Annotated in this window: 9 protein-coding genes, 2 rRNA genes and 1 pseudogene; 6 read left to right on the top strand and 6 right to left on the bottom strand. The window is 60.6% G+C overall.

Annotation, left to right across the window (positions count from 1 at the left end):
• Window positions 1-131 precede the first annotated feature (131 nt).
• Window positions 132-470: a hypothetical protein gene (locus HBN98_RS16070; protein ID WP_064585362.1), complete on the top strand. Its 339-nt coding sequence runs from the start codon at window positions 132-134 to the stop codon at window positions 468-470.
• Window positions 471-596: 126 nt separating this feature from the next.
• On the opposite strand, the gene lapD is transcribed toward HBN98_RS16070, so the two are convergent.
• Window positions 597-2,543 (bottom strand): cyclic di-GMP receptor LapD, encoded by a 1,947-nt coding sequence (lapD, locus tag HBN98_RS16065; RefSeq protein WP_083367398.1) that lies wholly within the window; start codon window positions 2,541-2,543, stop codon window positions 597-599.
• 14 nt (window positions 2,544-2,557) lie between these two features.
• Entirely contained in the window at window positions 2,558-3,250 is a 693-nt protein-coding gene (gene lapG / locus HBN98_RS16060; protein WP_007962016.1) for a cysteine protease LapG, read from the bottom strand.
• 196 nt (window positions 3,251-3,446) lie between these two features.
• On the opposite strand from lapG, the gene HBN98_RS16055 reads away from it, so the two are divergent.
• The 5 genes from HBN98_RS16055 to HBN98_RS16035 all read left to right on the top strand — a co-directional run bounded on the left by HBN98_RS16055 (window position 3,447) and on the right by HBN98_RS16035 (window position 10,484).
• Window positions 3,447-4,157, top strand: coding sequence for a GntR family transcriptional regulator (locus HBN98_RS16055; protein WP_064585356.1), 711 nt, complete (start codon window positions 3,447-3,449; stop codon window positions 4,155-4,157).
• A gap of 728 nt (window positions 4,158-4,885) precedes the next feature.
• The gene (locus HBN98_RS16050; RefSeq protein ID WP_064585354.1) at window positions 4,886-5,662 is read left to right on the top strand and encodes a DUF3050 domain-containing protein; all 777 of its coding nucleotides are present in this window, start codon (window positions 4,886-4,888) and stop codon (window positions 5,660-5,662) included.
• The gene (locus HBN98_RS16045; protein WP_083367399.1) at window positions 5,659-6,588 is read left to right on the top strand and encodes a diiron oxygenase; all 930 of its coding nucleotides are present in this window, start codon (window positions 5,659-5,661) and stop codon (window positions 6,586-6,588) included. The genes HBN98_RS16050 and HBN98_RS16045 overlap by 4 nt, the downstream gene beginning before the upstream one ends.
• 13 nt (window positions 6,589-6,601) lie before the next feature.
• Window positions 6,602-9,994 carry a non-ribosomal peptide synthetase gene (locus tag HBN98_RS16040; RefSeq protein ID WP_083367400.1) on the top strand — a complete coding sequence of 1,131 codons (3,393 nt, stop codon included), beginning with the start codon at window positions 6,602-6,604 and terminating at the stop codon, window positions 9,992-9,994.
• A 22-nt stretch (window positions 9,995-10,016) separates the two neighbouring features.
• On the top strand, window positions 10,017-10,484 hold the full coding sequence (locus HBN98_RS16035; RefSeq protein ID WP_083367401.1) for an SRPBCC family protein: 468 nt from the start codon (window positions 10,017-10,019) through the stop codon (window positions 10,482-10,484).
• Window positions 10,485-10,597: 113 nt separating this feature from the next.
• Here the strand turns inward: HBN98_RS16035 and HBN98_RS28285 are convergent, their stop codons facing one another.
• From HBN98_RS28285 to rrf (HBN98_RS28410), 4 genes and pseudogenes are all read right to left on the bottom strand, one after another.
• A complete protein-coding gene (locus tag HBN98_RS28285; RefSeq protein ID WP_370593577.1) occupies window positions 10,598-11,383 on the bottom strand; it encodes a methyl-accepting chemotaxis protein in 786 nt (261 codons plus the stop codon).
• 69 nt (window positions 11,384-11,452) lie between these two features.
• Window positions 11,453-12,478 (bottom strand): annotated as a pseudogene (locus tag HBN98_RS28280) (HAMP domain-containing protein); the annotation flags it as partial.
• Window positions 12,479-12,969: 491 nt separating this feature from the next.
• Window positions 12,970-13,085: ribosomal RNA gene (rrf, locus tag HBN98_RS16025) — 5S ribosomal RNA — on the bottom strand.
• Between the two features lie 105 nt (window positions 13,086-13,190).
• Window positions 13,191-13,271: ribosomal RNA gene (gene rrf, locus HBN98_RS28410) — 5S ribosomal RNA — on the bottom strand; the annotation flags it as partial.

The raw sequence follows: 13,271 nt of genomic DNA, 5'->3' as shown, positions 1-13,271 counted from the left end.
CGCCCCCATGGGGCGGCCGTTGCGTTTGCGTCTATCGGACCGGTGACGATTTCGTCGCCGCACCGCATACTTGCGCGCAGTTGGCTATGCTGCTGACAGCATGACGCTGGTTCATTTCCGAGGGATGCTCAATGTTTTACGTGCAACGCGATGCGCAAGGCCAGTTGATTCGCGTGGAAGCTGCGGCGTACGCCGAGGCCACGGAAACGCTGCCGGCCGACCACCATGAAATCCAGGCCTGGTTCGCCAACGCAGCCGTGGAAAACAGCCTCAAACAGCTCAAGCAGAGCGACTTTGAAATGATTCGGGTACTCGACGACCTGATTCAGGTGCTGACCCAGAAAGGCGTGATCCGGGTCACCGACCTGCCGCCGGCGGCGCAGGCCAAGTTGATGGATCGGACCCAGGCACGTGAAGCGCTGGGCGGGTTGAGCCACTTGATCGATGAAGATGAGAGCGGGTTGATCTGATCCCGGATCTTCACCGACTGCACTGGCCCTTTCGCGAGCAGGCTCGCTCCCACATTGGAATGCATTTCAAATGTGGGAGCGAGCCCGCTCGCGAAGACGGCATCACCAAGACCAACGCTCCAAGGATTACTTCCAGGGCTTGGGCTCACCAAACAACTGCCCCTGCACCCCATACAAGCCCATCTCGCGAATCACCGACAATTCCCCTTCCGTCTCGACCCGCTCGGCAATCAGCGGCAGATCAATGCTGTGCGCGGCGCGCTGGATCGCTTCGATGAACAAGCGCTTGTCACTCTCCTGATCGATCGCGCGAATGTAGCTGCCGTCGATCTTCAGGTACGCCAGGCCCAACCGTGCCAGGTTGCCGATCATGCTGAAGCGCCCGCCGAAGCGTTGCAGGCTCAGGGAGAAGCCCAACTCGCGCAGACGCCGGGTCAGTTGCTCGAGCACCGCTTGCTCCGGCAATTGCTCCTCGCCGATTTCCAGGGTCAGGCGCTCGCCGAGGTTGGAGTGCGCCCGCAGAATCTCGAACACTTTGTTCAGCGCCTGCGGATCAGCCAGGGTCGCCGAAGACAGGTTGAGCGCCAGCGAATCCTCATGCTCTTTCATTTGCTCGAGCACGCGTTCGAGCATCATCCGATCCAGGCGTGCAGTCCAGCCGAAGCGCTCGAGCCACGGCAGGAACCGTCCGGCCGGAATGGTCTGACCCTGATCATCCAGCAGCCGCGACAGCACTTTGTAATGCAGCACCAGTTGCGTGTCCTGGGCGGCCACCACCGGTTGGAAGTACAGCTCGAAACGCTGCTGATTCAACGCCTGATCGAGCAAGCGATGCCAGGCATGATGATCGTCGCCGACATCCGCCACCAGGCTCTGATCGATACACGCCCAATTCTGCTCGCCCTGCCCCTCGGCCTGCGCCAGCGCCTGGTCGCCGAGGGTCAGCACGGCTTGCGGTGAATCGCCGTGAGCGAACGGCGCAAGGCCGATGGAAGCCACGGCCGGCACGTCGGTGGCACCGGTGGCGTGCAGGCTGCTCAGCGCGCTGTCGAGGTTCTGCGCCAGTTGCAGTGCTTCTTCGCGCACCAGCCCCGGCGCCAGCACGGCGAACTCACCGCCGCGAATACGGGTCACGAGGTTCTGGGTTTCCGGGTATTTGGCGCACTCGCGGGACAACTGTTCGCCCACCGCCTTCAACAGCTCATCGGTGCGCTGCCCGCCGAGGCGCTGGTTGAGCCCGGCCAGATCCTTGACCCGCAACAACAGCAGGTAACCGGAGCTGGCCTGCTCCGGGTTGCTCACCCGGTTGTGCAGCTGCATCTCGAAATAGCGTCGGTTGGCCAGCCCCGTGAGGTTGTCCTGATAGGACTCGGCGCGCAGCTTTTCACTGCGCTCGGCCTGCTCCTGGAACAGCGCCTTGAGCTTCTCGACCATCTGGTTCATTGCCTGCACCACGCGCCGCAGTTCAGGGGTGCGCGGCAGCTCCGGCAGGCTGAGGAACTCGCGGCGGGCGATGGCGTGGGACTGCTTGACCATGTAATCCAGCGGGCGCAATTGCCGGCGCAGCAGCAACGCGCCGAGCACCGCACTGACCGCGCCGCACAGCAGCAGCCAGCCGAGACTGCCCAACGCGCTCTGCCACAACTTGGCCACGGCAAACATCGGGTGGCTGACCACCTCGACCCGCGCCGCCTGCTCCCAGCCACGGCTGACCAGTGCGTCGCCACCGGCCGGTTCGAGGCCGATCAGTTTGACGAACCAGTCGGGCACATTGCTCACCGCCGGAATTCCGCTGCGCTCGACGATGGTCTTGTCGGTTTTCAGATCGACCACACGGATGCTCGCGTAATAACCGCTGTCGAAAATCGAGCTGACCAGCAGCTCGACCATCGCCGGGTCATCGATATTCGGCGTCAGCGACAACGCCAGCGCCGTGGCGGCGTCCTGGGCGTGGGAACGCAGCTGGTTGACGTACTGGGTGCGCGAGCTTTCCAGACTGACCATGAAGCTGCCGGTGAAGGCAACCACCAGGAACAGACAGATAGCGATCAACAGCTGTTTGAACAAAGACATCTGAGCGCGTGCTCCTAGTTAGTCGTTTCGACCGGAAAACCTTCGGCCTGCATTTTCTTCAGCACATCCTGCCAGCGCGACAGGCGTTTGGTGTCACCGACCTTCTTGTTGCCCTTGGCCCCCGGCAGGTACAGACCTTCAGCATTGAAAGAGTAGACCGGCAACAGGTCGGTTCGCTGGGACGCCGGCTGGATCGGGTCGATCAGGCTGTCGAGCACCAGCGGCATGGCATCGGGGGTGGCGTAGTACGTCAGCACCATGTGCGCGCGGTTCTGGCGCAGAGCCTTGACGTAGGTGATGCGCAGCTTGTCACTGGAGACCCCCAGATGACGCAGGCTGAAATACTTGGCGATCGCATAGTCTTCGCAATCGCCGGCACCTTTCCACAGCGCCTCGATGGGCGTCTCCCAATAATCGACCTGACCCCACAGATCGATATCCTCTACATAACGCACCTGTTTGTTGAAAAACAGGTTCACCACCTTGAGCTTTTCCATCTCGCTGACCTGTTTCTGCGTAGCCAGCAGATTTTGCCAGGCATCGATCCGCTGCTGCCCGGCGCCCAATGGCCCGTAAAGCGCCGTGGCTTTGCGGCTGATCGCGGAAAAATCCCAATCGGCATGCAGACCGCCCAGCATGACGCCGGCCAGCAGCAGTGCGCAGCCTAGCCAGCGCAGAGTCCGGGGGATCGCGAAACGTACCGCCACAGCAGGTTTCCAGAGGGCAGGAAGGAAAGCGTTTGATGGTGAAGCTTAGCCCGGCAAAAAACAATGGCACCATGAGATCATCGTCATCGCGCTAAACTTCACGCAGCACGGCAATCCTCTACACGGTTTGACAACCTGTAGAGCAATCACTAGTGTCTTTGGATCCAAATTCCGTCGTCATTCAGGGTGAGTAGTTGTGACACAGAAGCCCAAACCACTGCACAGCATCAAGGTCGATGGGCCGATTCCAGCACACCTCGCCCGTTCGATCATCGAAGAGACGCTGCGCTCGGCGATCCTTGACGGCCGCTTGCCGTGCGGCACTGCCCTGCGCCAGCAGGACCTCGCCGACCTGTTCGGGGTCAGCCGCATGCCGGTGCGCGAGGCCTTGCGCCAGCTCGAAGCCCAGCAACTGCTGAGCGTCACTACCCACAAGGGGGCGGTCGTGGCACCGTTGATTCAGGGTGACGCGACGGAAACCTATGAGTTGCGGATCCTGCTCGAATCCGAGGCGCTGCGCCAGTCGATCCCACGGCTGACCAGCGCCGACCACGAGCTCGCCGCCGGTTACATTGCCGAACTTGAGACCGAACACAACTACGCCGAGATCGGCCGGCTCAATCGCCTGTTCCACATGGCGCTGTACAGCAAGGCGCCGAACAAGCGCCTGCTGCGCCTGGTGGAAGACGGGCTCAACGAAGAAGAACGCTTCCTGCGTTTCAACCTCGAGGCCATGGGCCTGGGCAAGCTGTCCCAGGACGACCACCGGGCCATGCTGCAAGCCGCCCGCGAAGGTGATGTCGAACACTCCGTGGAATTGCTCGAGCAGCACCTCAACCGTGGCGTCGAGGTCATCACCCGTTACCTCGCCACCCCGGCAGCGCAAGCGCGCAAATCGTCGCACTGAGTCTCTGCGCGTCGAATAACCTGCTTACAAATCCCCCGTCGGTCTGCCCCTGATCAAGGTGGCAGATCGACCTCCTCGCTCTAATCTCCCTGCGCCCGTCGGCCCGAAGCCTGCTCGCTGTCGATGATCAATCGGCCATAGCCGTGGCGACGATTTACCCGCACTCTTGGACGGCCAACCCCATATAGAACGGGCGATGCACCGCACGGTCGGTGCAATCCCCGCAACAGGAACCTACGGAAGGAGCCTTGTCACGGGAAAAAGGAAGTCTCGGCGCCGTTCCCGGCCAACTTTCGTCCCCCTCAAAACATTTAATTTCATTCGTTAAAAGTTACTTCGAGTGAGGCATTCACTCTGTTTATTCGATTTTGATCTTTATTGATCGAAAGGAGTAACTACGCCCAAATAAAACTTACCCAAAGAGTTTTATCAGAGCAACTCATACTTGAAAAAGATCAAACTAAAAATAATCAAATTAACCCTTGTTAATTAATTTTTCGACGTATAACTTTTTCTCCGCCGGGGATTAAACCCCAGCCATGGCAACCACCCTACCGCTACACACCGGGCCAACCGCCATTTCAACTACTGCAGTAACGTTCTTCGAAGTTAACTTTCAGGTTATGCAAAGAGGTCAACGCACGCCCAGATAAAGCCCGCCATTTATCGCCCCATTGATTGCGCAGTTAAAAGAGCCGTTCCATTTTATATCAATGATAAAGGACATCATGATGTCGACTAAGAACCAACTCGCCCAGAAGAAAGCCGAACTGAGTATTCATCCGATCTTTTCCGAGATCACTTCGTTACCGGTATTGCGTCGCTTTATGGAGACCCACGTGTTTGCCGTGTGGGACTTCATGTCGCTGACCAAGCGTCTGCAACAGGAGCTGACCTGCACCCGTCTGCCATGGTTGCCGCCGCGCGATCCGCATGCCGCGCGCCTGATCAATGAAATCGTACTCGGCGAAGAATCGGACGATCGCTTGATCGAGGGTCATTACAGCCATTTCGAGCTGTACCTCGACGCCATGCGTGAGATCGGGGCAAGCACAACCGCGGTGGAACGCTTTGTCGCGCTGCAACAGGAGGGCGTGAGTTATGACGTTGCGCTGCAAAGCGTGGAGGTCGATCCGGCGGCCGCGCAGTTTGTTCGCGACACCTTGCGTACAGCGCTGCATGCGCCAGGTCATAGCGTTGCCGCGGCATTTTTGCATGGCCGGGAGAGCGTTATTCCAACGATGTTTCAGCGCATCCTCGATGACTGGGGAATCGGCATCGAGCAGGCGCCGACCTTTCGCTATTACCTGGAGCGCCACATCGAGGTCGATTCCGAAGATCACGGCCCGGCGGCGGAGCAATTGCTGGAGCGTCTGGTCGATGGCGATCCGCAACGTGAAGCCGAGGTCTACGCCAGCGCCATCGCGGCGGTGGAAAGCCGCATCGCCCTGTGGGACGGCCTGCGCCTGAGCATGCGTGAACCCTTGGCGGAGGTGGCCCAATGAACGCCGCCGATTACCAATCCTTCGCCGACGCCTGGGAAACCCGCGCCACCATCCGCACCCGGCCACGGCGCGTGCTGGAAGACGATGAACGCCTGATTTACCCACTGAGCCGCCAGCCTCTGGTGCTCAGCGAAACCTTCCTGCGCGAGTGCCCGCAACAACGGGATTTTGCCCTGGTGCAGACGCTGTACAAGTTCATCAACGACGTGGTGATTTTCGAAACCGAGATCGTCGACAAGACCGCGCGCAGCATCGCCAAGAATCGCTTCGCCGTGGCCTTCCCGTTCGCCTGTCGCTATGACGCCATGACCGTGGTGGTGGACGAGGATTACCACGCGCTGGTGGCAATGGATTTCATGCAGCAGACCGTGGCCATGACCGGCATCGAGCCCATCGAACTGCCCGCTGAAATCGAACTCAGCCGGGCGATTCCTGCCGCTGTCAGCCTGGCACCCGAGCACCTGCGCAGCGCGGTGGAACTGATCTGCGTGGCGATCGCCGAGAACACCGTGACCGGCGACGTCGCGGCATTCGCCCGGGATGACACGGTCAAGCCATCGATCAAAGGGCTGATGGCCGATCACCTGCTCGACGAAGGCAGGCACTCCAGCTTCTGGGCGCGGATGGTGCGCATCTATTGGCACACCGCCAGTGACGCCGACCGGGAAACCATCGCGCAGATCCTGCCGGTGTTCATCGGCCATTACCTGACCAACGACATCCAGAAGTCCTTCGATCTGCGCCTGATCGACGCCTTGCCGGTCAGCGATGCGGTGCGCCGTTCGCTCAAGGACGAGATGGCCGGGCTGGCGTTCCCGATCAATCGCCACCATCCGCTGGTGGGCAACATCGTACGTTTTTTCCACAACAGCTCGCTGCTCGACACGCCCTGCGTGCAGCACGCCTTGCGTGATTATCTGGTTTGATGAGGAGGCCGACATGAGACGTCTCGACATTTTGCTGATTGGCGCCAGCCAGGCCATGACCGACCTGGCGCAGGAACTCGAACAACACGGTCACTCATTGCTGCGCAGCGGCGCGGCGCAACCGGCGGTGGATCTGATCATCGACGATGGCTTCATCGGCGCCGGCGATTTCTGCGCAATCCCGCACCTGCATTTGCGCCTGGGTCTCGGTGCGCCGAGCATTACCGGTTTGCCGACGCTCGACCTGCTGTGTTTCCTCGGCTCGTCACTGATCAGCCGCGTACCGATTGGCGATGAGCCGTCCGGCAACGGCCAGACACTGCGCCAGCGAGTGCTGACGCATGTGGTCGACGAAGTCGCGTTGCTGGTCAGCCGTTTCTCCCGCGATGCCGAGTATTTCCAGCAGGCAATGCCCGCCACGGCACCGGACTTCGAACAGGTGGAGGACCTGCTGTTTCTCGACCGCCTGGCCTACGTCCATCGCCTCAACGACACGGCCAATCCCGTGCTGCTGAAGCAGGCGAAAATCCCGCTGATCGAACGCCTGCAACGCAGCCTGATCGAACACGCCGAGCGACCGGCGCTGCACCTGGCCGAGCAGTCGATCAGCTATCGCCAGTTGCACGCACACAGCCGTGCGATCCAGCAGCGTCTGCAACCATTGCTCGAGCAACATCCGCAGCCGTGGATCGTCGGCATTTGCCAGCCGAAAAGCCCTGCGCTGTTCGCCTCGATTCTGGCGGTGCTCGGCAGTGGCGCGGTGTATCTGCCGCTGGAGCCGAGCCATCCGTTACAGCGCCAGCAATACATCCTGCAAAACGCCGGCGCGGTGTTGTTGCTGCACGACGGCGAGCATCCGCTGAGTGAGTCGATGCCAGGCCTGGATGTCAGTCGTATCGACGCCGCCGACGCCAATCTCAGCCAACCGCTGATGCGCCAGCGTCCCGAGCTCGACGCCCCGTGCATGGCGCTGTACACCTCGGGCACCACCGGCCATCCGAAGGGGGTGCTGCTGAGCCAGGCGAACCTTGCGCACTTCACGGCGTGGTACGCCGATTACGTGCAGTTGCGCGCCGAGAGTCGGGTGTTGCAGTTCTCTTCGCTGAGTTTCGATTCTTCGCTGATCGATATCTTTCCGACGCTGCTCGAAGGCGCCGAACTGGTTGTGCCCGATGACACTCAACGCCGCGACCCGCTGCAGCTGGTGGCGTTGATCCGTCGCCGGCAACTGACCCACGCGTTCCTGCCGCCGGCGCTGCTGAGCATCCTGCCGCTGGAGCAATTGCAAGGTGTGGAAGTGATGACCGGTGGCGATGTCTGCGAGCCCTTCGTCATCGAGCAACTGACCCGCCAGGGCACGCTGCACAACCTCTACGGTCCTACCGAAGCCACGGTGCTGATCACCGCCCGGCCACTCAAACCGGGTGACAGCAACCGCACCCTCGGCGCACCGATTGCCAACAGTCAGGTGCTGATTCTCGACGACGACCTGCAACCGGTGCCGGAGCACACCGTCGGCGAACTGTTCATCGTCGGCCCCGGCGTTTGCCTCGGCTATTTGAACAATCCGCAGCAGACCGCCGAGCGCTATCTGACCCTGCAACTGCCGCACGGCGAAACCTTGCGGGCCTATCGCAGCGGCGACATGGCCAAGTGGGGCGAACACGGTATCGAACTGTGCGGGCGGCGCGACAATCAGGTGAAGATTCGTGGTTTCCGGGTCGAGCCGGAAGAGATCGAGCGCTGCCTGCGCGAAAGCCAGCTGTACCGTCAGGTGGCGGTGGTGATCGACAGTCAGCGGCGGATTCTGGCGTTCCTCGCCCAACCACAATCGGACGCCGCTCGCGATGCGTTGAAGGCCCATGCCCAGCAGTTCCTGCCGGACTACATGCAACCGGTGGCGTGGACTGAGTTGCCGCACATGCCGTTCGCCAGCAATGGCAAGGTCGATCGCAAGGCCTTGCTGGAGCTGCCGGTGAGCGTGCTGGACAGCGGCCCGAAATGCCTGCCGGCGAACGCCGACGAAGCGCTGTTGCTGGAGATCTGGGCGGAATTGCTGGAACTGCCGAGCAGCGATATTTCCACCGACGAAAGCTTCTTCAACCTCGGTGGGCACTCGATTCTGCTGTCGCGCATGTTGCTGCGTTTGCGCGAGGAGTTCGGGCGCAGCATCTCGATCAACCGCTTCATCGAACTGCCGACCATCATCAAGCTCGCGACGCTGGTGCGCGGTACCGATGACAGTGCAGTGCTCAGCGCCCAGGCCATGGCCGATGCCGAGCGCCCACTGGACATCGAGCCGCTGCCGATCAGTCGTCTCGGCGATGTGCACAAGGTGATCGTCACTGGCGCCAATAGCTTTGTCGGCGTGCACATCGTTGAAGCGCTGCTCGGTTGGGGGGCTAGCGAAGTGGCGTGCCTGGTACGTGACGGGGGCGGACAGACGGCGGCGCAGCGCTTTGCCCAAGCATTGCGCGAAAACCGTCTGGAGCACCTGGACCTGAGCCGGGTGCGGATCTATTCGGCAGACATCACCCGCCCGCAACTGGGCTTGGCCGACGACGATTATCAGCGTCTCGATCGCGAGTTCGGCGCACTGGTGCACAACGCCGCCAACGTCAATCACGTACTCGATTACGAGTCGCTGGCCGCCGATAACGTCGAGCCGATCTTCGAGCTGTTGCGCCTGTGCGAAGGGCGCAGCAAGAAGGTCTTCAACTTCGTCTCGACGCTGTCGGCATCCAGCACCGTCGATGACGAAGGTCGCGTGCTCGAGTTGCCCGCCGCACCGACCCCGCCGATCTACATCCGCAACGGCTACAACCTGTCGAAATGGGTCGGCGAACGCATCCTCGAGCGGGCCCGCGAGCGCGGGGTGTGGGTCAACCTGTATCGCCCCGGGAATATCAGTTTCAACAGCCTGAGCGGCGTCTGCCAGCCGCACAAAAACCGTTTGATGCTGATGCTCAAGGGCTCGATCCAGCTCGGTCAGGTGCCAGCCTTCGCGCTGAACTTCGACCTGATGCCGGTGGACTTTCTCGCCCGCTTCATCGCCTTCCACGCCAGCCGTTATTCGAGCGAGCGTGCGGTGTTCAACCTGCACAACCCCGAGCCACTGAGTTGGGATGACTACGTCGCCTCGTTCCGCGAGACCGGCAGCGAGTTCTCGCTGGTCAGCGTGGCCGACTGGCAGCAGCAACTGGGCCGGGTGGACGCCGACAACGCGCTGTTCGGCGTGCTCGGTTTCTACCTCAACGGCTTCGAGGAAGACATCGGCGACATCTCCCTGATCGGGCACGCCAACGCCGAGGCCGGCGTGCAACAGATGGGCGCGCAGTACCCGGAAAAATCCCCGGCGCTGCTGCGTCGCGGCTGCGATTACCTGAAACAGATCAACTTCATCTAGTTCAACCACAAGGAGCAACACCATGAGCACTCTGCAACCCGACACCCTGATCAAAAACCCTCACGGCTGCCACGTTGTGTCTTCGGTGGAAGTGCCGGCAGACGCGGCGCAGGTCTGGGCGGTGGTCGGCAACTTCGGCGGCTTCGAGCGTTTCATCCCGGCGCTGTCGCACATCGAAATGACCGGCGAAGGCGTGTCTTCGCTGCGCAAGAAATTTTTCAAGGACGGCAACGTGGTGGTCGAGCAACTCAACTCTCGCAATGAGCAGTCGCGAAGCATGACCTGGACCACGATCTACAACACCCTGGGGGTGGCCAATCTGTGGGCGGCGATGAATGTGGAATCGTTGGGGGCGGAAAAGTCGCGGGCGACCTGGACGATCATTGCCGAACCGGCTTCGGGCGGCGAGGAGGCGCTGCCGGGGTTCAAGGACTTCGTGCAGGGGTTTGCCGATGATGCGATGGGGAATGTGCTGAAGCTGTTTGTTTAAGGCTGTCGTTGAGCGGTGATTGCAGGCTCGCTCCCACATTTTGATCACATTCCTTCAAGGGGAACGCGGTCAACCTGTGGGAGCGAGCCTGCTCGCGAAGAACGATAACGCGGTCAGATCTTGAAGCTGTCCACCAACTGCTTCAACCGGTTGGCCTGCTGCGACAACGCATCACAATCCTTCAACGTCTCGTTGAGGTTGGCGACACTCTGCTGGTTCAACAGGTTGATCTGGTTGACGTCGACGTTGAGGGTTTCCACCACAGCGGTCTGCTCTTCGGTCGCGGCAGCCACCGACTGGTTCATGCCGTCGATCTCGCCGATGCGCTGGGTCACGCTGACCAGTCGCAGACCGGCCTGGTTTGCCACTTCGACCGATTGTTCGCTGGAGGCCTGACTGGCGTTCATGGTGCTCACCGCTTCACGCGAACCGACCTGCAGCGAAGTGATCATCTTGTGGATCTCTTCTGCCGATTCCTGGGTGCGATGGGCGAGGTTGCGCACTTCGTCCGCCACCACCGCAAAGCCCCGTCCGGCTTCGCCGGCACGCGCCGCTTCAATGGCCGCATTGAGCGCCAACAGGTTGGTCTGCTGCGAGATGCCTTTGATCACATCGAGGATGTGGCCGATGTTGTCGGTGCTGGCGTTCAGGGTTTCGATCTGGGTGCACGACAGGCTGATCTTCTGCGACAGCTCGGTCATGGCCTGGATGGTCTGCTCCACCACCTGACGGCCGTCATCGGCCTGCTCGCTCGCGCCGCTGGCGTGTTGCGAAGCATCGGCGGCATTGCGGGCGATCTCCTGAGTGGCGGCGCCCAACTGGTTGATCGCGGCAGCGACGCTGTTGGTGCGTGCGCTTTGTTCGTCGGAACCGACGATCGAGGCGTTGGACGACGCCATTACCCGTTGCGACAGATCGTGCACGTGACGGGTGGCCGACGACACCTCGGAAATCGATGCGTGAATACGCTCGACGAACTGGTTGAACGAACTGCCCAGTTCCGCGAACTCATCCTTGCCTTCCACGACCAGACGCCGGGTCAGGTCGCCTTCGCCCTGGGCGATGTCCTGCATCGCACGGCCCATGGTGGTCAGCGGACGCATCAGGACATTGATCAGCAGGCTCAGCAGCAGGGCGATGGCGGCGACCGCAACGAACATGGCGATCAGCGCCGAGGTACGGAATTGGCTGAGAGCGGCGTAGGCCTTGTCGCGATCAATCGACAGACCGATGTACCACTCGGCATTCGGCAGACCGGTAACCGGGGTGAACGACAGGATGCGTTCCTGACCGTTGAGCACCACGTTCTGGTTGCCCTTCTCGATGCGCACGCTGGAATTCGGGTAGATGTCCTTCAGGTTCTTCATCACCTGATCCTTGTCCGGGCTGACGATCACCTGACCGTCACCGCTGACCAGGAACGCATGGCCCAAGCCACCGAAGTCCACCGAGTTGATGATCTTCACCAGGGTTTCCAGGCTCAGGTCACCACCAACCACACCGAGCAGCTCGCCGTCCTTTTTCACCGGCATGGCGATGGTCACCACCAGACCACCAACGGCTGCCATATAAGGCGGGGTCAACATGGTCTTGTCGGCGGCAACGGCTTGCTTGTACCAAGGGCGCTGACGCGGGTCGTAGCCGTCCGGCATCTTCGCGTCCGGGCGCTGGGTGAACACACCGTTGGCCTGGCCGACGTAGGTGAACTGGAAGTTCGAGGTAAAGGCCGGTTGATCGACCAGCCCCGGGAAGTCGGCGTTCTTGCCCTGATGAGCAACGTTTTGCGCGAGGTTTTCCAGCACCAGGATCCGCCCGCTCATCCAGTTCTGCACGCTGCTGGCGGTCAGATCGCCGGCCTGTTGCACGGAGGACTGGAGGTTCTGGCGAATGGTGTTTCGCTGCAGATAGTCGTTGTAGAGGGTGAACAAAGCGAAAGCCAGGACCACGACGCCCGAGGCGGCCAACAGGATTTTATGGCTGAACTTGAGATTCATTTCATGGGACTTCTTATGCAAAAGTGGGGATGCGTTCCGGGATGCAACATTCCATGTAGCTCCAAATATCCAATAGCTGGCAGGCAGCGTTCTAATGGCCGCTCTACTTTGGTGCACGCATGTCTCACCAGTCTGTCGGCACGATTCGGAGAAATCTTAGGGCTGAGTAGGAAATGGATGTTCTTTCTGACAGATTCCCGCCGAACGGCGTGCCAGAGCGTTCGCCACGAGGTTTTAAATGCGTTATTCGGGGCAAGGCGGCTTGAGGGGCGCCGACGTGCGCCTGCACGCGAATACCTGACCGATCAGTCCTATATCGCCTGCTGAACGAGTCTGAACGTCTTCTAGATGGGCGAAGAGCGCAACGTCGCCGCCACGGTCAGCTATCAGTGCTGATCGCGATCAGCAGTGTCGTGAACCTGGATTTTTTAGCTGGCCCTGAAACGACAAAACCCCTGTCTGCGTTAGCAGACAGGGGTTCTGGAATTTAATCTTGACGATGACCTACTCTCACATGGGGAAACCCCACACTACCATCGGCGATGCATCGTTTCACTTCTGAGTTCGGGATGGGATCAGGTGGTTCCAACGCTCTATGGTCGTCAAGAAATTCTGTATCTGGCCCGTCAACACGGTAACGTGCCAGCAAAAATAGGAACTTCTACTAAAACAAAACCCCAACTGCTTTCGCAATTGGGGTTTCGGAATTTAATCTTGACGATGACCTACTCTCACATGGGGAAACCCCACACTACCATCGGCGATGCATCGTTTCACTTCTGAGTTCGGGCTG

It is taken from the genome of Pseudomonas koreensis, from assembly GCF_012986595.1.
GTDB classification, from domain to species: domain Bacteria; phylum Pseudomonadota; class Gammaproteobacteria; order Pseudomonadales; family Pseudomonadaceae; genus Aquipseudomonas; species Aquipseudomonas koreensis.
The sequence above is the reverse complement of the archived record's forward strand: the minus strand, read 5'-3'. Positions and strand labels throughout refer to the sequence as shown.

Excerpts from the sequence above, each read along its gene's own strand:
- HBN98_RS16050 (WP_064585354.1), top strand. The coding sequence starts at position 4,886 with ATGATGTCGACTAAGAACCAACTCGCCCAGAAGAAAGCCGAACTGAGT.
- HBN98_RS16045 (WP_083367399.1), top strand. The coding sequence starts at position 5,659 with ATGAACGCCGCCGATTACCAATCCTTCGCCGACGCCTGGGAAACCCGC.
- HBN98_RS16040 (WP_083367400.1), top strand. The coding sequence starts at position 6,602 with ATGAGACGTCTCGACATTTTGCTGATTGGCGCCAGCCAGGCCATGACC.
- HBN98_RS16070 (WP_064585362.1), top strand. The coding sequence starts at position 132 with ATGTTTTACGTGCAACGCGATGCGCAAGGCCAGTTGATTCGCGTGGAA.
- HBN98_RS16035 (WP_083367401.1), top strand. The coding sequence starts at position 10,017 with ATGAGCACTCTGCAACCCGACACCCTGATCAAAAACCCTCACGGCTGC.
- lapD (WP_083367398.1), bottom strand. The coding sequence starts at position 2,543 with ATGTCTTTGTTCAAACAGCTGTTGATCGCTATCTGTCTGTTCCTGGTG.
- HBN98_RS28285 (WP_370593577.1), bottom strand. The coding sequence starts at position 11,383 with ATGGCGTCGTCCAACGCCTCGATCGTCGGTTCCGACGAACAAAGCGCA.